General features: G+C 61.7%; 16 protein-coding genes. 11 read left to right on the top strand and 5 right to left on the bottom strand.

Going from position 1 to position 19,370, the window contains the following annotated elements; genetic code table 11:
- The first annotated feature begins 137 nt into the window (after positions 1 to 137).
- The 8 genes from E6B08_RS17800 (at position 138) to E6B08_RS17765 (ending at position 9,252) form a co-directional block, all read left to right on the top strand.
- On the top strand, positions 138 to 1,265 hold the full coding sequence (locus tag E6B08_RS17800; RefSeq protein ID WP_136915259.1) for an MFS transporter: 1,128 nt from the start codon (positions 138 to 140) through the stop codon (positions 1,263 to 1,265).
- Positions 1,266 to 1,284: 19 nt separating this feature from the next.
- A complete protein-coding gene (locus tag E6B08_RS17795) occupies positions 1,285 to 2,079 on the top strand; it encodes an SDR family oxidoreductase (protein ID WP_136915258.1) in 795 nt (264 codons plus the stop codon).
- A 163-nt stretch (positions 2,080 to 2,242) separates the two neighbouring features.
- Positions 2,243 to 3,127, top strand: a complete 885-nt coding sequence (locus tag E6B08_RS17790) for a LysR family transcriptional regulator (RefSeq protein ID WP_136915257.1) — start codon at positions 2,243 to 2,245, stop codon at positions 3,125 to 3,127.
- A 237-nt stretch (positions 3,128 to 3,364) separates the two neighbouring features.
- A complete protein-coding gene (locus tag E6B08_RS17785; protein WP_136915256.1) occupies positions 3,365 to 5,128 on the top strand; it encodes an acyclic terpene utilization AtuA family protein in 1,764 nt (587 codons plus the stop codon).
- Between the two features lie 183 nt (positions 5,129 to 5,311).
- On the top strand, positions 5,312 to 6,817 hold the full coding sequence (locus tag E6B08_RS17780) for an aldehyde dehydrogenase family protein (protein ID WP_416194356.1): 1,506 nt from the start codon (positions 5,312 to 5,314) through the stop codon (positions 6,815 to 6,817).
- A gap of 87 nt (positions 6,818 to 6,904) precedes the next feature.
- Positions 6,905 to 7,669 (top strand): glucose 1-dehydrogenase, encoded by a 765-nt coding sequence (locus E6B08_RS17775; protein WP_136915255.1) that lies wholly within the window; start codon positions 6,905 to 6,907, stop codon positions 7,667 to 7,669.
- Positions 7,670 to 7,851: 182 nt separating this feature from the next.
- Positions 7,852 to 8,229 carry an ester cyclase gene (locus tag E6B08_RS17770; RefSeq protein ID WP_136915254.1) on the top strand — a complete coding sequence of 126 codons (378 nt, stop codon included), beginning with the start codon at positions 7,852 to 7,854 and terminating at the stop codon, positions 8,227 to 8,229.
- A 12-nt stretch (positions 8,230 to 8,241) separates the two neighbouring features.
- The gene (locus E6B08_RS17765; protein WP_136915253.1) at positions 8,242 to 9,252 is read left to right on the top strand and encodes a LysR family transcriptional regulator; all 1,011 of its coding nucleotides are present in this window, start codon (positions 8,242 to 8,244) and stop codon (positions 9,250 to 9,252) included.
- Positions 9,253 to 9,483: 231 nt separating this feature from the next.
- On the opposite strand, the gene E6B08_RS17760 is transcribed toward E6B08_RS17765, so the two are convergent.
- A complete protein-coding gene (locus E6B08_RS17760) occupies positions 9,484 to 11,061 on the bottom strand; it encodes an FAD-binding oxidoreductase (RefSeq protein WP_136915252.1) in 1,578 nt (525 codons plus the stop codon).
- Positions 11,062 to 11,141: 80 nt separating this feature from the next.
- Entirely contained in the window at positions 11,142 to 12,314 is a 1,173-nt protein-coding gene (locus E6B08_RS17755; RefSeq protein ID WP_136915251.1) for an MFS transporter, read from the bottom strand.
- Positions 12,315 to 13,122: 808 nt separating this feature from the next.
- Between E6B08_RS17755 and E6B08_RS17750 the strand changes: the two genes are divergently transcribed.
- Complete coding sequence (locus E6B08_RS17750; protein ID WP_192938553.1) at positions 13,123 to 14,460, top strand: carbohydrate porin; 1,338 nt, start codon at positions 13,123 to 13,125, stop codon at positions 14,458 to 14,460.
- Between the two features lie 270 nt (positions 14,461 to 14,730).
- Here E6B08_RS17750 and E6B08_RS17745 read toward each other — a convergent pair whose 3' ends face one another.
- Complete coding sequence (locus E6B08_RS17745; protein WP_136915249.1) at positions 14,731 to 16,221, bottom strand: carotenoid oxygenase family protein; 1,491 nt, start codon at positions 16,219 to 16,221, stop codon at positions 14,731 to 14,733.
- Between the two features lie 238 nt (positions 16,222 to 16,459).
- Between E6B08_RS17745 and E6B08_RS31340 the strand changes: the two genes are divergently transcribed.
- Positions 16,460 to 16,594, top strand: a complete 135-nt coding sequence (locus tag E6B08_RS31340) for a hypothetical protein (protein WP_265411716.1) — start codon at positions 16,460 to 16,462, stop codon at positions 16,592 to 16,594.
- A 573-nt stretch (positions 16,595 to 17,167) separates the two neighbouring features.
- Complete coding sequence (locus tag E6B08_RS17740) at positions 17,168 to 18,148, top strand: IS5 family transposase (RefSeq protein WP_136912775.1); 981 nt, start codon at positions 17,168 to 17,170, stop codon at positions 18,146 to 18,148.
- 335 nt (positions 18,149 to 18,483) lie between these two features.
- Here the strand turns inward: E6B08_RS17740 and E6B08_RS17735 are convergent, their stop codons facing one another.
- Together E6B08_RS17735 and E6B08_RS17730 are read right to left on the bottom strand one after the other, a co-directional pair.
- On the bottom strand, positions 18,484 to 18,774 hold the full coding sequence (locus tag E6B08_RS17735) for a DUF6283 family protein (RefSeq protein ID WP_136915248.1): 291 nt from the start codon (positions 18,772 to 18,774) through the stop codon (positions 18,484 to 18,486).
- A 46-nt stretch (positions 18,775 to 18,820) separates the two neighbouring features.
- Positions 18,821 to 19,297 (bottom strand): hypothetical protein, encoded by a 477-nt coding sequence (locus E6B08_RS17730; RefSeq protein WP_004575532.1) that lies wholly within the window; start codon positions 19,295 to 19,297, stop codon positions 18,821 to 18,823.
- Positions 19,298 to 19,370 lie beyond the last annotated feature (73 nt).

Below are 19,370 nucleotides of genomic sequence, written 5' to 3'. Positions count from 1 at the left end.
CCGTGGCGCTCGCACGAGTGGCCAGACTCCCTTGGAGTGCCAGAGCGGCGCGGACCCGACGCAGGCGGAGGCCCGTTCGTCCGAGCCCGTGCGATGCCCGTGTTGAGCGGATCAACAATCGAAAATGGAAGCTGTCGATGAAATTCAATCCTGCCTGGTTGCCGCTGCTGATCGGCTTTGCGCTGGGTTGTTCCAGCTCCGTTACGTTGCCGGTTCTGCTTGGCCAGGTTACCCAGCGCTTCGGCCTGAGCGCTTCCCAGGGTGGCCTGCTGGGAACGCTGGAGCTGAGCAGTACCGCTCTCGTCGTGCTGCTGGCGTCGCGGTGGCCGCGGCTGGGCCAGGGACGCGCCCTTATGGGTGGGGTCGCGCTGGCGATACTGCTGGCCAATCTGATCTCGACCTTCTGCCAAGGGTTCTGGATATTCGTGCCGGCCCGTGCCGTTGCCGGTATCGGCTACGGCCTGCTGCTGGCCGATCTCGGGCGCAGGGTCGGCCACAGCGACGATCCTCAGCAACTGTTCGCCCTGCAGCAGATCGCCATGGTGGTGATGGCCATCCTGTTCTATACCTCCATGCCTTCGCTGATCGCCGGGTTGGGCACGCCCGCGCCTTTCGCATTCGTGTCGCTGTCAAGCCTGTTGTTCCTGCTGTCGGTGTTCGCGTTGGGGGCTGGCGACAAGGTCGCGGTAACTACCCCGATTGCGGCGCAGGCGCCGCTGTCGCGGAGGCCGCTGGCGATCTCGCTGTCCATCGTGCTGTTGTGCAGTACCTATGGCGCGCTCTGGGCTTACCTGCCTTCGGCGGCGCTCCAAGCCGGGATCGGGGTGTCCGCATTGAGCACGACACTGGCGGTCGGTGCGCTCGCCAATCTGCTGGGCGCGATCGCCGCCGAGCGCATCGGTCTGCGCTGGGGATTCGCACCTGTCTGGCTGATGCTGGCGCTGGCAGCACTGGCACGCATAGGCGTAATCAGTGGCGAGGGCAGCCTGTTCCTAGTCTCGGCCGTGGTGCTGCCGTTTACGATGATCTTTGTCACGCCCTATTTCTTCGGCCTGCTCGCCTTGCTCGACCGTAGCGGGCGGGCCGCGGCGGCGGGCCCCGGCTTCCTGATGATAGGCAACGCGCTGGGGCCGCTGATAGGGGGGCTGGTGATCGCCTGCAGCGGCCTGTCGACGCTGGGCATGCTTGGCCTACTGGGCTGCGTTGTGACCTTCGTTACGGTCTATGCGGTCAGGCTGCCGCTGCGGGCGGACATACAACAATAAGAGCGAACAAGAGGTTTGCATGACGATACCCAGCGATCTGTTTTCAATCAAAGGCAAGGCCGCATTGATCACCGGCGGCACCAAGGGCATCGGCCTCATGCTGGCGCGCGGTCTGGTGGCCGCCGGCGTGCGTACCGCGATAGCGTCCCGCAGCAGCGACGACTGCCGCCGTGCGGAAGCGGAGCTGAGCCGCATCGGCACCTGCATCGCGATACCCGCCGATATCGCAACCGCTGCCGGAAGAACCCTGGTGCGCGAGACGCTTGAAAGCCGCTTCGGCGCACTCGATATCCTGGTCAACAATGCTGGGGTCATCAGCGAAGCTCCGTTGGAAGAATGCACTGAAGAGAGCTGGGACCGGACCTTCGACGTGAACGTGAAGGCGGGCTTCTTTCTTGTCCAGGCGCTATTGCCCTTGCTGCTCAAGCAGGGCTCGGCCGAAAGCCCCGCGCGAATCATCAATACCGGCTCGATTGGCGGGTTGTCGCTATCGAGCCGAGAGAACTACGCCTACATGGCCTCCAAGGCGGCGGTGCACCATCTGACCAAGGCGCTGGCCGTGCAGTTGTCCAAGCGGCATGTCACCGTCAACTGCATCGCGCCGGGGCCGTTTCCGAGCGAAATGGCGGCATCCGCGCCAGCGGAGATCTTGGCGGCGCTGTCCCGCCAGGTACCACGGGGCCGCATGGGCACGGCGGAAGACATCGTGGGCACGGTGATCTACCTCGCTTCACGCGCCGGCGCCTACGTGAATGCCGCGATCATCCCGCTGGATGGCGGAATGACCGGCGCCTTGACCTTCGATCGCGTCTGACGCACCCACCTGCGGCTCGCATGGCGGCCGAGCCCGGCGGTTGAGATGGAAAGCGATTGGGGGCGGTGCTTTGGGCGGCGGGCTCCTTGCCAGGCATAGTGGTGTGTTTGAAACGCGATGGACCTTATAATGGCCGTATTTGGGCATCGCATAGGTAGGGAAAATGGAATTGCGACATCTGCGTTACTTTGTAGCAGTTGCCGAAGAGCTCAGCTTCACTCGGGCGGCAGAGCGCCTGCATATCTCCCAGTCGCCACTGAGCCGGCGCATCCAGGATCTGGAGGGCGACATCGGCGCGTTGCTGTTCGATCGCAGTGGCTCACGGCTGGAATTGACTCCGGCAGGCCACGAGTTCCTCCGCCAGACGGTGGTGGTTCTGGATCAGGTCCAGCGGGCCACGGAGAGTGCGCGGCTGCTCGCGGAGGGGCATGCGGGCACCATACGCATCGGTTACATGGCGGCGGCACTGTATACCGATGCGGCGCTGGGGTTGTTCAAGCTCTTCCAGCAACAGTTTCCCAAGGTGCGCTTCAGTTTCATGCTGATGCCACATGCGCAGCAGTTCGAAGCACTGGCCGATGGCCGACTGGACCTGGGGCTGGTCTACGGCGGATGCATACCGTCCGGTACGCTGGCGCATGTGCCATTGACCAGCGACCCGCTGGAATTCATGTTTCCGATCGGACATCCCTTGCTTTCGAGCCCTCGGCTCGAACTGGCCGACATGCGCGAGGAACCTTTCGTCATGCCGTTCCAGGCGCACATGCCGGGGCTTTTCGAACAGCTCACGGCCGCGTGGGCGGCGCGCAATTTCCGCCCCCGGGTGGTCATGGACAGTGACAGTTTCGCGACCACCGCGATGCTGGTTTCGGCCGGAGTGGGTATCGCGTTCGCCGGACGACAGGCCGGGCAGCGTTTCTCGGGACGGGTGGGGGTACGTGCCGCCGATGATTTCGAGTTCACCTGGGGGGCCGATATGGTCTGGTTGCCGACGCACGAGTCGCCGATTCTAAAACGCTTGCTGGCCTATGCATCAGTGAATGAATGACCTTCTGCCGTTACGTTGGCCATGAGCGATTCAAGTTGATATCCGCGGCCTTCGAATGTCATTCCTTGTGTCGCAGATTCCTTGCAGGTGTTTCTGCACCTTCGATGTTCGTCTTCCGCTTAGCTTTTTTGATCTGAATCCATGCCGAAACAGTGTTGGTGTTCATCCGCCAGCGCCTGCGATGATCCGTTGACGGGCTGAGTCAGGCCGAAACGTCAAGATGGGGATTCAAGAACAATGTCAAAGCGCACATTACGAATCGGTGCCGGTTGCTCCGCTGATACCACAATCGCCTGGCCGCAAATGGCCAACTTCGGCGAGCTCGATTATTTCATTGCGGACTACCTGTACGAAGCGAGCGTGGCCAACTTCGCGGCGGAGCTCCAATACGAGACCGGCACAGGCTTCGCGGCCGAAGTTGCCGGCCCGGAGCTCGAGCCATGTTTCCGGCGTTTCATCGAGAAAGGCATCAAGATCATAACCAATGCCGGTGGGCTGAACCCGCTTGGCTGTGCCGAGGCGCTCCACGCGGTCACTCGCCGCTTGGGGCTCGAGCCGAAGATCGCGGTGGTCCACGGCGACGCCGTGCTCGAATTGCTGGCGGACGGCGCTCACGACATGTTCACCGGTGAACCGCTACCGGAGGACCTGATCAGCGCCAATGCGTATTTTGGCGCCAAGCCCATCGCCGAAGCGCTTGCCCTGGGAGCGGATATCGTCATCACCGGCCGCGTGGTGGATTCGGCGATGATCGTTGCCCCGCTGATGCATGAGTTCGGCTGGGCCTGGGACGATTACGATCGTCTTGGCGCCGCGACCGCCATCGGCCATTTGCTCGAGTGCGGCCCCCAGCCTTCCGGCGGCATCTGCACCGACTGGAAGGATATCGACTGGTCGAATACCAGCTTTCCGATCGCCGAGTGCTTCGATGACGGCACGGCGATCCTGACGACGGTGCCGGGCACCGGTGGGCGGATCGACGTCGGCACCACTGCTGAACAGATCCTCTACGAGATCAACGATCCGCAGCGCTACTACATGCCGGAGGTGACCTGCGATCTGAGCGAGCTGACGCTCGTGCAGCAGGCATCGAACCGCGTGCTGGTGTCGGGCGCCAGGGGCTATGCGCCGACCAGCACCTACAAGGTTTGCTGCATGCAGGCACAAGGATGGCGCAGCGTGATCACCGGCGTCATCAGCGGCCCTGAGGCCGAAGAGAAGGCGCGGCGGACGGTCGACGCGGTGCTCGTGCGGATGCGTCGGCTGGCAACGACGGCCGGATTCGGCGAGTTCCTCAACACTCACTTCGAACTCATCGGTTCCGGCGCCAGCCAGGGTGTCCATGCGCTCCGCCATGAGGCGCGGGAAATCGTCTATCGCGTGGTGGTCGATCATGCCGAGCGCGCAGCGGTCGAGCCGCTGGCCCGTGTCGGCCGCTCCTCTTCGGTGTCCATGGCGCCGGGTACCGGCGCTTTGTTCAGCAGTTCCGTTGCGCCGCTGATGCGCATGTATTCCACCTTGGTCGAGAAGCAGCGGATTCCGGTTCTGCTCGCCTTCGAGGGTGAAACGCGGCGGGTCGAGGTGCCGACCCATGGCGGCTTCGACAGCGTCTCGGTCAAGCCGCATGCGCCAATGCCGGTCGCTACGGCTGGCGCGGGCACCTCCGTGGCCCTCGTCCAGCTCGCATGGTTGCGCTCCGGCGACAAGGGCAGCCTGTCGAATATCGGCGTCATCGCCCGGCGGCCGGAATACCTGCCGTGGATCAAGGCCGCGCTCGATTGCGAGGCGATCCGGGACTGGTACGCGCACCTCTATGAGAACCCGCTCAGTGCACGCATCGAGTGCCACGAGCTGCCTGGCTTGCACGCCTTGAACTTCCTCATGTACGGAGCCCTGGGTGGGGGCGCGGTGTCTTCTCCTCGTTTCGATCCGATGGGCAAGGGGCTGGCGCAGCAGTTGATAGAATTCCCGGTTCCGGTACCTGAAGCGCTGTTGAGGTAGGTCACGAGGCGGCGCTTCGCGACGGAACCAGGCGTGGCCGGCGGTGCTTTTTTGGTCTGCGCCATGGCCGAAAAGGTGTTGGTTAGCAATAGGTCGCCTTCAATAGCCTTGGTTCGCGCATCATTTGCCTGCGGCGAATCATCCCATGCACGATGATAAAAATAATGATTCAGGGGTCCAACCATGACTATTTTCGAACAACCCAATGCAATGCGTCCCGAGGTAAAGAACTTTCTGTCCAGGCAGCATCGATTGCTGATCGGCGCCGAATGGTTGCCTGCACGGTCGGGCCAGACGCGGGCGGTCTTCGATCCGGGCACCGGCCGGCAGATCGCGACTGTCGCCGAAGGGGGTGCAGAAGACATCGACGCGGCCGTCGTCGCTGCTCGCCAGGCCTTCGAGCATGGTGCCTGGCCCGCACTGAAACCCAGCGAGCGGCAGCGTCTGATGCTCAAGGTGGCGGATATCATCGAAGCGCACGCCGATGAGCTGGCCGAGCTAGAAACACTGGACAACGGCGCGCCGCTGTTTTACTCGCGCAATTTCTTCGTCATGCTGGCGGCGGAGCAATTCCGTTACATGGCCGGCTGGTGTACCCGGCTCAACGGCGAGAGCATTCCGATTTCTGCGCCCGGAGAGTGGCATGCGTACACCCTGCGCGAGCCGGTCGGCGTCGTCGGTGCGGTGGTGCCGTGGAACGTTCCGCTGATGATGGCCGCGCAAAAGCTGGCGCCGGCCATGGTTTCCGGGTGCACGGTAGTCCTCAAACCGGCGGAAAACACCCCGCTGACCGCGCTGCGTCTTGCCGAGCTGGTGCTCGAGGCGGGCGTTCCGCCGGGCGTCTTCAATGTCGTCACCGGTGATGGTCTCAATGCCGGCAACCGCCTGGTGGAGCATCCCGACGTCGACAAGATCACCTTCACCGGCAGCACCGCCGTCGGCAAGCGTATCGTCCAGGGCGCGGCGGCGACGCTGAAGCGCGTATCCCTCGAACTGGGCGGCAAGTCGCCCGCCATCGTTTTCGATGATGCCGATCTCGATATCACGATTCCTGGCGTGGCCAACGCCGTGTTCTTCAACTCGGGGCAGGTCTGCGTCGCCGGCACTCGACTGTTCATCCACAAGAAGATCTTCGACCAGGTGGTCAGCGGCGTCGCCGAGCAGGCTCGCCAGCTCGCCAGCACCATCGGTCATGGCTTGAACCTGAATACCCGCATGGGGCCATTGGTTTCCGCCGAGCAACTGTCGCGGGTGAGCGGTTATATTGACGTCGGCCGCTCCGAAGGTGCGGAAGTGGTCACCGGCGGCGGCCGCTTGGGGGACGGTGGCTACTTCGTCGAGCCGACGGTACTGGTGAACACCCACAGTCGGATGACGGTGGTGCGCGAGGAGATCTTCGGACCGGTGGTCTGTGCGATTCCCTTCGATAACGACGATCTCGAAGCACTGGCGCTGGAAGCCAACAACACCCGCTACGGCCTATCCGGCAGCGTCTGGACCCGCGACGTCTCCAAGGCTCATCGCATGGCCAGGCGGATCCGCGCCGGCACCATCGGCATCAACGCTCACGGTGTGCTGGACATGGCGCTTCCGCTCGGTGGCTACAAGGAGTCGGGTTGGGGCCGTGAGTACGGCATCGAAGCGGTGCATGCCTATACCGAGATCAAGACGGTCTCGACTCGCCTCTGAGCGGGACCGCTTCCGCGCCCGAGCCAGGGTCGTCCCCGGATTTCCTGGCCCCGGCTGAATCCAACCATCGCTACGGAAAACAATAAAATGCGAGAGGATCGTTTCCAGGACAAGAACGTCGTGGTGACCGGCGGAAACAGTGGTATCGGCCTGGCGGCTGCGCAGCAGTTCGCCGCCGAAGGCGCCCGCGTGATGATCATCGGCCGTAACCAGAAAACCCTCGACGAAGCCCTCGCGACGCTGGGCGAAGGTCATCTGGCGGTGCGCGCCGACATGGACAACCTGGACGAAGTCCGGCGCGTCGTCGACATCGTCAAGACCGAGATGGGAACTGTGGATGCGCTGTTCGCTAGCGCCGGCATCGCGATTCTCATGCCTTTCGAAGAGATCACCGAGGAGCGTTGGGACAGGTTGATGAGCATCAACCTGAAGTGCCCATACTTCCTGACCCAAGCCTTGGTGCCCTGCTTCGGGCCAGGCAGCTCCGTGGTGTATTGCAGTTCGATCGGCGGGGTGAAGGTCGGGCCGCTGTCGTCGCTCTATGGCGCCAGCAAGGCCGCCATGCGCCACATGACCCGGTCACTCGCCTGCGAGCTGGCCGACAAGGGCATCCGGGTCAACGTCCTCAGCCCCGGTCCGATCGATACCCCCATCACTGGGCGCTCCGAAGGTATCGACGATCCGCAGGCCGTGCAGAACTTCCGCAACCTGATCACCGGCAACGTGCCGATGAAGCGCATGGGGACGCCCGACGAAGCCGCGGTGGCGGCGGTATTCCTCGCATCCGACGAAGCATCCTTTATCACCGGCGCGGAAATCATCGTTGACGGAGGCATCGTCGGTACGACCTGACAGGCCGTCGCAAAGGCAAAGCAGTCCGTGTCGCCATTGCGTCGTTAAAGGTGCGAAATACTGATTCATTTCTCGCGAGTCGCACTCTCCAATTGCCTGCGTCTTTCCTGTAGCGGCCAATAACCCCTACACCGGTAGGTATTTCAGCTACCGCAGTACAAAAACAAAAAACAGGAGTCGTTATGTCGCTTGAAGCCAATAAAGAATTGGTAAAGAACTTCTACCAGTCGATCGTCGTTCGCGGTGAGTTCGACAAGATCCCCTTGTACATGGGGGAAAACTACACCCAGCACAGCATACTAGCGGCCAATGGCGTTGAGGGACTGAAACAGTTCGTCAGCGAGCATCGGGCAAAATATCCCGATACCAGGCTCGAGTTCAAAAGAGTCATTGCCGAGGGCGATCTGGTGGTGACGCATTCCCATGCCGTGTTCTACGAGGGGCACCAAGGGTCGGCCGTCATCGATATCTTCCGGGTCGAAGACGACAAGGTAGTCGAGCATTGGGAAGTCTTTCAGGACATTCCGGAACGTACGCTCAGCGGAAACTCGGTGTTCTAATGAGTATCGACAATGGCACAGAACTCGCGACTACCCCTTAGCGATACCGCTGGCGACGCACGCCAGGCCGGCGAGGTCGACTTCGATTCGCTGGCCTGCCGGGAGCTGGCCGCGCGACTGCGCCAGCTCAACCTGAATCTGCTGCCGGTGCTGCAGAAGCTGCTGTGCACCCGCAGCGTCGCGCACACCGCCAATGCGCTGAAGCTGACACCACCGGCGATCAGTCAGGCGCTGCGGCAATTACGCAGCATCTTCGACGACCAGTTGCTGGTGATGAACGGCAGAAGCGGACAGCTGACGCCTCGGGGCGAACAGTTACGTATTCCGCTCTCGCGCATCCTCGGCGAACTGGATCGGCTGCTGCAGCCACCGGCGGCGTTCGAGCCGAGCCAGGAAGCCGCGCATTTCCGTATCGCCACCGTCGATTACGTCGGCTTCCTGCTCGGGCCGGGTCTGCTCAATGCCTGTGGCCGGCTCGCGCCGAACGTCACCCTGGAGTTCGTGCAGATGGAGTTCCATGGGGCCAAGGACCTGAGTCAGGTGGATTTTCTCATCGCACCTCGTGAGACCTGGCCCACCATCGGCAAGCGGGCGGAATCCACCGAGCTGTGGCGAGAAGATATCGTCTGCATCGCGGGGCCGGCCAACGACCGGTTGACCTCGCCCATCGATCCGCTGCTGTTTCAGGGCTTGCGACATGTCGGCTTCCAACTGCCTTGGGCTTCGCAGCAAACCAGGGGGCAATTGCAGCCGACCTACTCGCTGGAATCATCCAGCGTATGTACGACACCGAGTTTCCTGTCGCTCGGCGCCATGGTCGCCCAGACGGACTGCGTGGCCCTGGTCCCCCGCCGGCTGGCCCATGCGTTGCACGCGCCGGGTGTCGAGGGTGCGCTGCGAACTCTCGAAATCGATTATTCGAATACCAGCGTGGTCATCGATCTCTACTGGAGCCGGGGAACCAACAAGCGCGGCCACGAATGGTTGCGGGCGTTGCTGAAGGAGACGGCAGCAGAACTCTGACGATTCGCTACCCCAGCTGATCCGCTGCCTGATCGGGTGGCGACTGGCGCTACCAATCCATCCTGGTATCTACATACGGTAAGGCGGTGGTTTGCCGCAGGTCCCGTCTTGATTTTCGGTAGGCAAGCAGCGTCGGTTCGGAAAGGGTCCACCTGTAGGAGCCTCGACGGCCCGGCATATGCCTGTAGAGGGGGGGGCGTAGCCCGGGCGCGCCCCCGGCTGCTCTGAGCGTCAGCGTCGATCGCCGCTAGGCCAGATGCCCTGTTTGCCGGGGGCGAGGATGCCGTTGGGGTCGAGGGCATCCTTCAGCGTCCTGTTCAGGCGGCCGAGCGCATGATCATTGAAGCTGAACTGCGCGCTGATGAGGTCCATGAACTCCAGGTGGCCACGATATTCCCCGTAGCCCAGCGCAGCGACTTCCCTGACCATGTCGCCGGTTCTGGCGAAGGTCGTCCGCACGTCCTCCGGTTGCGTGGCATCAAACAGGATCAGGGCCAGCAGTTGCATGCTGCGGGGGGTGAGGGCGAAGGCGGCGCCGAAGTCCTGGCCGAGTTCCGCCATGTGTCGGTTGAGCACGTCCATGAGGATCTTCCCGTCCGCCCCTGACAGCGGCGCGATGGGGGCGAAGCCCACGTGTCCGGGCCGCTGGTGGCCGTTCCACTTCATCATTTCCTGCAGGTCCATGCTGGGGATGCCACCCAATGCCTGATCCGCCGGATGGACATCCTGCGCCGGGGCGTCGCCGGCGTACTGGCGGGAGACTATGGTCAGCCCGGAAAGGTGCGCGACGGCCTTGGCGATGGCGTTGAACTGAGCGTCCATCATCTCGGGGCTGCCGTACAGGCCGACGCGCGCGGCCCAGGCGCCGAGCCCGAGCTTCTGCGCCATGGCCTTCTTCGCTTCTGCCGGCAGGGCGCCCCGGCCGGCATACCAATCGGTCTTGCGGGACAGGGCGATACCCTGGGCCATCATGTTCATCACGGTCGTGCGGTTGCCGATGGTCCGGTTCAGAACCAGAGGCTGCAGCGCGTCCAGCAACGGATAGACATCCTCCTCGTTGGCCGCGTGCAGCCAGACCGCGCGCCACGCCTCCGGCTGGGGCATCAGCCAGAGGCCGGCCTTGGTGACGATGCCGAAGTTCGACTGCATGAACAACTGGTCATGACGCGGGCCGAAGCCCCTTGGATGGGTCTGCCAGTTGCGGCTGTTCGGCTGGCCGCCCATGCCGGTACGCACCAGGTCGCCGTTGCCGAGGATCACCTCTAGGCCGCATATCTGATCCGCATGCTCGCCATAGGGGGTGTAGCCGATCCCGTGTTCGAGGGCATTGCCGATAACGCTGCCCCAGCACAGGTCCGGCACGTCCGTCCACAGCTTGTAGCCATGCAACCTGAGATGGGCGTGCAGCTCGGCGAAGGTGACGCCGGGCTCTAGCAGCACGTAGCCATATTTTTCATTCACTTCCAGGATACGGTTCATTCTTCTCAGGTTGACGATGACCGATCCGCTGACGCGCGGCGCCCCGCCCCCGTAACCGTTGTTGCGTCCCTGCGACGTCGTCCACAGGGGAATCCCGAAGCGGTTGGCGATCGCCACGATCCGCTGGAGCTCTTCGCTCGAGGCTGGTTGCAGCACCAGGCTGGCGCGGTGTTTGCGCGAATCGGCGGCATCGTATGGATCGTCGAAGCCGTCATGTTCAGTCGGCGTTTCCAGCACATTGTCCGCGCCGACCACGTCCCGGAAGGCGGTGACTGCATCGCCGAACCGCTGAGGATCGATGCCGGCCGGTATGTTTTCGAGAGTCTTCATTATTATTGTCCTTGTAGTTTCGCTTGCGAATGCTAGAAGTCTTTGGTGCTCCGTTCAATCTCGGCGGTTCGAGCCGCGCTTCAGATGCTGTTCGTCTGTGCCGCGAACCTGCTCTTGCGGCTCAGACTCATGATGCAAACGAGCAGCAGGAAACTCAGCAGCGCGCCACCGACACCTACCCAACGCAGCATTTCTATTCCGCCCAGCCCGATCATCCAGGCGCCCGCTACCGGAGCGATGGCATTGCCGACCACGATGAAGGCCGGCCCTGCCGAGACGGCCCTGCCGCTGCGATCCAGCTCGTTGAGCAAGCTGTACAGGTAGGGAATGACGAAGATGATGGTGAGCGGCAGCGCCAGTGCGCAGAAGGTGAACCAGGCGAGGCTGGCCGAGCCGAAGCCTGAACGGGAAACCGCCATGAGCCCCACGCCGATCGTCAACGGAATGAAGCGACCAAAGCGCAGGCCGATCTGTGCGCCAGCCGCCGATACGATCAGGCTGCCGAGCGCCCCGAGCGACAGTATGTTGCCGATCGAAGTCAGGGACAGCCCGGCGTTTTCCCCTCCGCGGGGCAGATAGGCCCACATCGCGGCTTCGGTCCCGACCAGCAGCAGGATGCAGGCATAGATCGCGATAATGCCGGGATGCAGGCTCTTGGTCGGCAACCCGATGCGTCCCACCGGGTGCATGGCGGAGGCGGCACGTTCATCACCCGGTTTCAGCAGGGTGCAGGCAAGCAGCATGAGCAGGCAGGTGACGGCCATGTAGGCGAAGGCGGCGCCTTGACCGAGGATGGGCATCAGCCTGGGCGTGGTGATGAAGAAGATCCCGGCCAGGACCACCACGGCGAACTGCTGCATGGCGAAGATCCGCTGTGCATTGTCTCGCATGGCGGAGCGCCTGGTGATGTCGGACAGGATCAGGCCGGAACCCAGCCCGACCAGGACGCGTGCGAGTACGAAGAGGTTCATAGAGGCGGTGCTGGCCGCCAGGATGTTGGCACACAGGCAAACCAGCACGGCCAGCACCAGCGGCAGCCGAGTCGTGCCGTTATGCCGCCAGGCGGCCATCAGCAGCGTGGCCAGAACCGCGCAACTGAGTTCGGCCGAACCGATCATGCCGCCCTGCATCACGGAGAGGCCGAAGCGCTCCGCCATCGGACCCAGCCAGATGGGCAGCAGGACGGTATTGGCGAAGCCGATCGGGTAGCCGATCAGCAAGGGCAGGATACTGGGGTCGAATTTTCGCTGCACGCGGATCACCTCTGCACGAGAATTATTGTTGTTGTCTTGCGCGCTCCTGATCGAACAGGAGCGCGCTATAGCAGACACTGTGGAAGTCCGAAGATACTGATGCTTTTTTCGACTCGCCAAGACCTTTTGGGTCAAGGGGCAGACCTAATGGGCCGTATCCGGCTTCCCGTCGGCGCTGGAGTCTGCCTCTGACCGAGCGGGCACATCCGTCAATCGGCGGTCTGCATGCCGGTTGGAGCGGTACCGGGTTTCGCACCGCGCCCTGGCTACGAAGAATGACTTCCAGCGGCGTGGGGCAGCGGATAGCGGTCGGCCGGGCCGGTCGATCCGTCCCGCCAACCTTTTTGGTCTGCCCCTTAACCAAAAAGGTGTTAGTGGCCGGGCGGCCGATTCAATACCGTTGAGCGCGTCTTGCAGCATGTCGCTCTTTGCCCCGGTTCCTATTGGCCGACCACAACTAGGAGGAGAACTGCCGCTGTTGGGGCATAACCGGTTGCTAATGGGCTTCTGCGAAGCATCGAAGACGAAAAGCTCGACAAGGATTCACTGCCTCGCTTCAGGCGAGACAGGCCCATCCAGCAGCGGAAACCGAGCGTTTCGTCAGCGTGAGCAGGACCGCGGGTGCATTGCGGACGTCCGTCGCCGGCGACGGGGTTTGAGGCTACCTGAATCTCCCTTTGCGCAATATAAGGGGATCAGTTGCAGAGTTTCTAATTCTAAAAATAATAAGGATAAAAAAGTTATGCCAGTCCATCATCTCCTTGCTTTGTGCAATGCCTTACCCCGCCTAGGCGAGCGCGCCAGGCCAATGGCGATCATCCGCTTCGCTTTCCTGATGGCTATCTCCAGTGCCACTCAGGCATTCACACCAGAAGAGCCGCAAAGACAGACGAGCCCGAGTTTCCCAATATTCGAAGAGGCTGGCGACACGCTCCGTAGCCATGGCATCAGCCCTCGTCTCGTCTATTGGTCGCAGTTGCTTACGAATCCGACGACTGGGCCGCGCAAGCACGAATACGGCCTGTCCAACAACCTGCTGGTCGGCGCGGACTTCGATCTTGAGAAGATCGCCGGGATATCGGGTGCCAAGTTCAATCTCGAATATATCGCCTTTCCCTGGAGGCAAAATCTGGGCGATGACCGCGAGAACATTTTCAATGCGACAGGGAGTTTCCTGGCGGCGGATATTTCCAACGATGTTTCCAGCGGCTATCTCTCGCAGTTTTCCTACGAACAGCATTTTATGGATGACCGTTTGCAGGTCATACTCGGGCGCTTCAGCGCGGCCACCTATTTCAATTACGACGGTCATGAGGAATGCACGATCATCACGGCCTGCCACGATGTGGTCTGGAAAAACTCCAGCGGAACCCTGCCGCCCCCTTATGGAAGCTGGTCCGCTTTCACTCGTTTCAATTTCACCGACAGTCTGTATATGAAGGCTGGTTACTTTCAGTCCGATTTCACCCAGTACGCCACGCAAGGGCATGGCTTCAACTGGAGCTTCAGCAACTCCAGCGGTGAGAACATCAGCGTCGAACTGGGCTACAAGGAAACCTTCGAGCAGGCCGCCTATCCCGCCCACTATTGGTTGACCGGTTATATCAATAACAACGACCAAGTCGATCCGCGTTCCGGGCTGGTCGACGGCGACAGTGCGGAGGGCATGATGTTCAACTTTCGCAAGGCCGTATGGCGCGCGGATGGTGGGAAATCGCAGGATCCCTATCCGGAATCGCTGACGTTGTACGGGACCTTGAGCGCCAATCCGGAGCCCAATCAGCCCTTCGACTATTTCGCCGAAGCAGGGGCGTCATACTTGGGCCCGTTCGGCCGGCGCCACGACATCGCCAGTGTCTCATTGGATTACGCCAGGGTAGGCGAGCGCCATCTGCAGGCCCAGAGAGCCGCGCGGGTGGCCTTGGGGGGAGCCGATGCCTCGGCATCCAGGGACACCTATGCGGTCAAGCTGAGGTACCTGGCTTCGCTTCCTCGCGGCGCCTTCATCGAGCCGATGATCACCTATGCGATCAACCCGGATAATCAGTACAACACCAGTGCATCGAGGGCCGATGACGGAATCGTGTTCCGGCTGGTCTTCGGCATCAATCTGGGTACCTTCCTCGGGCTTTCGCCGGAGCGGTGATTCCGAAGGATCCGCTGGGGCGCCGACGTGGAAGTCAGGAACGCCGAAATCATCCCGCAGCCCATGAAGCCCCCTCGGCAACGGGATGGCACCGCGTGGCAGTTCGCTCAGGCCGGATTGCCTCAAGCAACGTCCGTCTCTTGAGTCGGCAACCGCGGTGCGCCGCAGGTTGCCTGCAGTCACCGCGGCCTTTCGCATCTCGGCTGGAGCTGCGGTCAAAACCACCGCTGCAGCCGGGATGAACGAGACGCCGGCCTTTTGCGCACCCCGTCAGACGTTGTCCACCCAGTTGCCATGGATGGCCGGGCGCAGGTGGAACGGCACGCGGATGCGGGCGATCGGGCCGTCCTCCAGCTTGCTCGCATCGAGCAGGATGAATTCCGAACCGGGGCCCTTGTCCTTGATCAGGTGCAGCAGCAGGTAGCCATCGCCCTCCGGCGAATCCGTCGCCCGCGGGATGAACACCGGCTCGGCAGGGGCCGCGTCCGGGCCGACGCACAGCGTGCTGACCTGGCCGGTTTCGAAGTCGTAGCGGTCGATGCAGTTGTAGTCGACGATGATCCATTCGGCGCCCAGCGTCGGCTTGCGCCGGTCGCGGCTCAGCGCCCAGCCGATGCGGGCCTTGCGGGTGGCGTAGCGTTCGTCCACCCGCGGCGCTTCGATGAACAGGTCGTCGCGCAGCACCACTTCCTCGAAGGGTTTATCGAGGTCGTCGAGGTCGATGATCCAGTCGGTCAGCATCGTCAACGGCCCCGTCGCGGCGGCTTCCGGATCCTCCATGCGCTGGCCCCAGTGGGCCTCGATCTCCTCGTTCGGTTCGGCATCGAGCAGCGGGAAGGCGGCTGGCTGACTCGGATCGTTGGGGCAGCCGAGGATGTGCAGGCGGCGACCTTCCTCGTAGGCGTTGAAAAAATGGAAGCCGAAGCGCGGCGGCCCTTCGACCCAGCGGATATCGCTGGCCTCGCCGTTGCGCGGCAGTACGCCGAGCAGGGTCGGCTTGCTGTTGTCCCACCAGTAATAGGGCAATCCGGCCTCGACTTTTTCCAGGACGGTGGTGGTGGGGAAGAGCGGGAATACCACATGGTTTTCCGTGACGACGAAGTCGTGCAGGAAACCGGCCCAGGGTGCTTCGAACCACAGCTCCCTGGTCATCTTGCCGTGCTTGTCGATCACATAGAAGGCGATGTCGCGGCTAGCGATGCCCTTGGCCTGGAAGCCGAAGGTCAGCAGTTCGCCAGAGAACGGATCGAGCTTGGGATGGGCCGAGATATGCGGGCTTTTCAGCGCCCCACCGGCTGTCCAGGGACCGAGGGTTTCCAGGCTGTGCGGGTCCAGTTCGTACATGCGCGAGTCTTCCTTGAGCGCCAGCAGATGGCCCGCATGCATGATCATGTTGGTGTTGCCGGTGCCACGCTCGATACCGGCCGCAGCCGGATCGTCGGTGTAGGGATTGCGGTAGTCACCGAAAATAGAACGGCCCGCGGCCTGTTCCGCAAGAAAACGTGGTGTGCGCACGTAGCGGCACTGGTAACTGGCCCGCCCATTCTCGATGTGCAGGCGTGAAGCCATGCCGTCGCCGTGGATGAACAGGTCGTCGCCGCGCATGGGGGGGAATTTGGGATCCGGGCCGGTACGGTAGAAGCTGCCGCGGATACTGGCGGGGATTTCACCCTCGATTTCGAGATCGGTGGTCTCGGCTTCGATGCGCGAAGGGCGGCATACCCCACGAAAGGTCACGGTATCGGGGAATAGAAACGACATAAGAATCTCCCAGTTATTGTTGTCTGATCGTTACTCAGCGGGTTCCGCTCTGAATCAGCGAAATCGTGTGCTGGCCCGCACGCAATAGAGAGTGTGGCCGGATGACTCTACGGCAGACTGGAAACTCCAAGTACCGCACTAGAAGTAAAGCGTGCATTAAGCGCTGCTAAGGGCGCGCAAAGACCACCGGCATGGTTATGCTATCGAGAGACCAGGATTTTCCGAGGATCGCCCCGCCATGCATGCATCTTTTATCCCCCACGTCGAGCGCCTCGTGGCAGACGGCAAAGTACGCGTGGTCCTGCGTATTGAGCGGGGCAACTACATCAACGTCGACACTGCCGATTATTGGGTGATTGAGAAAACACGCTGATCGACGACATGCATCCAGGGGCTCAGCGAGCGGCTCCGTGGCGGCTGCTCGGTAATATAATTTAACGTGCGCTTGAACGTTACCCAAGGGAAGTATCGCACAGACGCGGTGCAGATTTTTTGATGGGCAGGTTTTCTAGGGGCTGACATTGGCTGGCGCGCCGAGTTTACAGTTCGGTCACGTGACACACCCGCGATATGCCAAGGGCGGGCAGGAACGGATTAGCAGACACCGAGCGTGATGTATGGTGTCGCGTCGTCAGTTTAGCTGTGCTCCAGTCGGATAACTTTTGTTCATGGAGGTCGAGGAGGGGCGCGACCTAGTTTGGCGTAACCCAGCTATCAGGCCAATGCATTGGCGCATGATCATAGCGGCCGCTACACCGGTGGGGGCCTGAGTACGCCCACGAAAATGCCCGGACCTGGTTATTCCGCATGCGATGGACGTCAGTAGCGGTTTCTGCCTGGGGGGCGCCCGCTGCCAGCCTCGATCTCTATTGGTGATTGCTAAGGAAACTCTGAAGAGGACTTCCAGATTTGGCAGAATGCCTGATCTCACCCGCCGAGACGCCTGATGAAGCAGATGACCTTCGCCGATGCCGAGTACGCCGGCAAGCGCAAGCAGACCCGCAAGGAATTGTTCCTTATCGAGATGGATCAGGTGGTGCCGTGGAAGGGTTTGATTACCCTGATCGAGCCGCACTACCCGAAGGGTGAAGGCGGTCGTCCGGCCTATCCGTTTATGGCGATGCTGCGCATACATCTGATGCAGAACTGGTTCGGCTACAGCGATCCGGCAATGGAGGAAGCGCTCTACGAAACGACCATTCTGCGCCAGTTTGCTGGGCTGAGCCTGGAGCGCATTCCCGACGAAACCACCATCCTCAACTTCCGTCGCCTGCTGGAAAAGCACGAGCTGGCGGCAGGGATTTTGGGCGTGATCAATGGCTACCTGGGAGATCGCGGCCTGTCGCTGCGCCAGGGCACCATCGTCGATGCCACGCTGATTCATGCGCCGAGTTCGACCAAGAACCAGGACGGCAAGCGCGACCCGGAAATGCACCAGGCCAAGAAAGGCAATCAATGGTACTTCGGCATGAAGGCCCATATCGGTGTGGATGACGAGTCGGGCCTGGTGCATAGTGTGGTGGGCACGGCGGCCAATGTGGCCGATGTCACGCAGGTCGATAAGCTGCTGCACGGCGACGAAAACGTGGTCTGTGCCGATGCCGGTTATACCGGAGTGGAGAAACGCCCCGAGCATGAAGGTCGTCAGGTCATCTGGCAAATTGCCGCCCGGCGTAGCACCTACCAGAAACTGGGCAAGCGCAGCGTCCTGTACAAAGCCAAGCGCAAGATCGAAAAAGCCAAAGCGCAGGTAAGGGCGAAGGTCGAGCACCCGTTCCGGGTGATCAAGCGCCAGTTTGGTTATGTGAAGACGCGCTTCCGTGGCCTGGCCAAGAACACGGCACAGCTGCTGACGCTGTTTGCCCTGTCGAATCTGTGGATGGCCCGTCGACATTTACTGAGCAATGCAGGAGAGGTGCGCCTGTAATGTGGGGAATAGCCGCCGCGAGGTGCTCGCTGCGGCTAAAAAGACAGGAATGAGTCAGTGATCTGAGCGTTTTGGGTCGACTCGCCACTTTCAAAATCAGCGATGGTCGAAGCCGGCCAGAAGCACATGGCTACTTCAGACCATCCCTAAGCCGTTCGAATGTCGACTTCCAGGAATCTTCCTCCATTGCGCGAAAGCGCAAGGGGCAAATGGATACCGTCATCGGGGCGAATAGCCAGGCGAGGGCAGCGTGTTCAGAGAGGAAGTCAAAGTCGATCGCTGCCAGCAACCGTACGCCTTCTGGTACACGGGGTGACCATTCAGACGTGGGCCGGTTACTTCTCGCGAGAATGGTGCTCGATGCAGGCGACTTTGCTCTCGAAGACCTGCTCGCCGCCGGAAAGGTCTAGCGGGATGCGAAGTCGCTCAGCCGTTCGCACAAATGCGTTTTCTTGGCCATTGATGAGCATGTGCCCAGCGCACTGCATGTCCGTCTTCTTGTGGCAGACGAACGAGTCGGCCGCGAGAATTTCGATGATCCGATCCTTGCCCAACCAACCCCGCAAAGAGTCCTTGCGAAACGGGCAGTCTCGGCAGGGCTTCTTGATGTGAGGCAGGTTGGACATGGCTCTGAAATTCCGTGAAGCCCACGCGGGCTGGGGCGGTGGTATGTTACAGCCGGTCGATGAAACGGGACACAGCTTCAATGGTCGGTTCGGCAAGCTCGTGGTAGGCACGGAAATGGAAGCCTTCCTCTTCTCCTTCCCACTCCGCCAGCTCATCAGCATCGAACGACCAGCGTTTGCCGGCATGGGAGAACTCTACGGGACCGAAGGAAAGCAGCCATTTCACTACAACTGCGCGCACATCCGGATGGTCTGAGGCAAACAGCCCGGCGGCGAGGCTGTCGCTGCCTACATCGGCCAAACGCTCGTACCAGATGGCACCATCCCACTCCTCGACCGAGTCGTCATGCAGAAAAGCGACTTGTTCCGCTGCGCTCTCGGCCAGCTTCAGCAGTGTGGCGTACCCCACGGCCACGAGGGTGCGGTCGAGATGTTCGGCATTGGCCTCCGCGTGGCTGAAGATGGCGTGAAGCAGTACGCCCACGTCCTCTGCATCTTTGCGGCGTTCGTTGGTGAGAATCATGGGGAAGTCTCCTGTCGGTTTGGGCTTGAGAGCCTTGCTCGTGTTGAGCACATTGCGAGGGTTCTTTACGCTG

It is taken from the genome of Pseudomonas putida (genome assembly GCF_005080685.1).
Lineage (GTDB): Bacteria > Pseudomonadota > Gammaproteobacteria > Pseudomonadales > Pseudomonadaceae > Aquipseudomonas > Aquipseudomonas putida_V.
This window is presented reverse-complemented; position numbering and strand designations above follow the sequence as displayed.

What these genes read in the sequence shown, in the direction of transcription:
- E6B08_RS17780 (WP_416194356.1), top strand. Translation starts at nt 5,312, where the DNA reads ATGACTATTTTCGAACAACCCAATGCAATGCGTCCCGAGGTAAAGAAC.
- E6B08_RS17765 (WP_136915253.1), top strand. Translation starts at nt 8,242, where the DNA reads ATGGCACAGAACTCGCGACTACCCCTTAGCGATACCGCTGGCGACGCA.
- E6B08_RS17795 (WP_136915258.1), top strand. Translation starts at nt 1,285, where the DNA reads ATGACGATACCCAGCGATCTGTTTTCAATCAAAGGCAAGGCCGCATTG.
- E6B08_RS17760 (WP_136915252.1), bottom strand. Translation starts at nt 11,061, where the DNA reads ATGAAGACTCTCGAAAACATACCGGCCGGCATCGATCCTCAGCGGTTC.
- E6B08_RS17745 (WP_136915249.1), bottom strand. Translation starts at nt 16,221, where the DNA reads ATGTCGTTTCTATTCCCCGATACCGTGACCTTTCGTGGGGTATGCCGC.
- E6B08_RS17775 (WP_136915255.1), top strand. Translation starts at nt 6,905, where the DNA reads ATGCGAGAGGATCGTTTCCAGGACAAGAACGTCGTGGTGACCGGCGGA.
- E6B08_RS17740 (WP_136912775.1), top strand. Translation starts at nt 17,168, where the DNA reads ATGAAGCAGATGACCTTCGCCGATGCCGAGTACGCCGGCAAGCGCAAG.
- E6B08_RS17790 (WP_136915257.1), top strand. Translation starts at nt 2,243, where the DNA reads ATGGAATTGCGACATCTGCGTTACTTTGTAGCAGTTGCCGAAGAGCTC.
- E6B08_RS17730 (WP_004575532.1), bottom strand. Translation starts at nt 19,297, where the DNA reads ATGATTCTCACCAACGAACGCCGCAAAGATGCAGAGGACGTGGGCGTA.
- E6B08_RS17800 (WP_136915259.1), top strand. Translation starts at nt 138, where the DNA reads ATGAAATTCAATCCTGCCTGGTTGCCGCTGCTGATCGGCTTTGCGCTG.
- E6B08_RS17770 (WP_136915254.1), top strand. Translation starts at nt 7,852, where the DNA reads ATGTCGCTTGAAGCCAATAAAGAATTGGTAAAGAACTTCTACCAGTCG.
- E6B08_RS17735 (WP_136915248.1), bottom strand. Translation starts at nt 18,774, where the DNA reads ATGTCCAACCTGCCTCACATCAAGAAGCCCTGCCGAGACTGCCCGTTT.
- E6B08_RS17785 (WP_136915256.1), top strand. Translation starts at nt 3,365, where the DNA reads ATGTCAAAGCGCACATTACGAATCGGTGCCGGTTGCTCCGCTGATACC.
- E6B08_RS31340 (WP_265411716.1), top strand. Translation starts at nt 16,460, where the DNA reads ATGCATGCATCTTTTATCCCCCACGTCGAGCGCCTCGTGGCAGACGGC.
- E6B08_RS17750 (WP_192938553.1), top strand. Translation starts at nt 13,123, where the DNA reads ATGGCGATCATCCGCTTCGCTTTCCTGATGGCTATCTCCAGTGCCACT.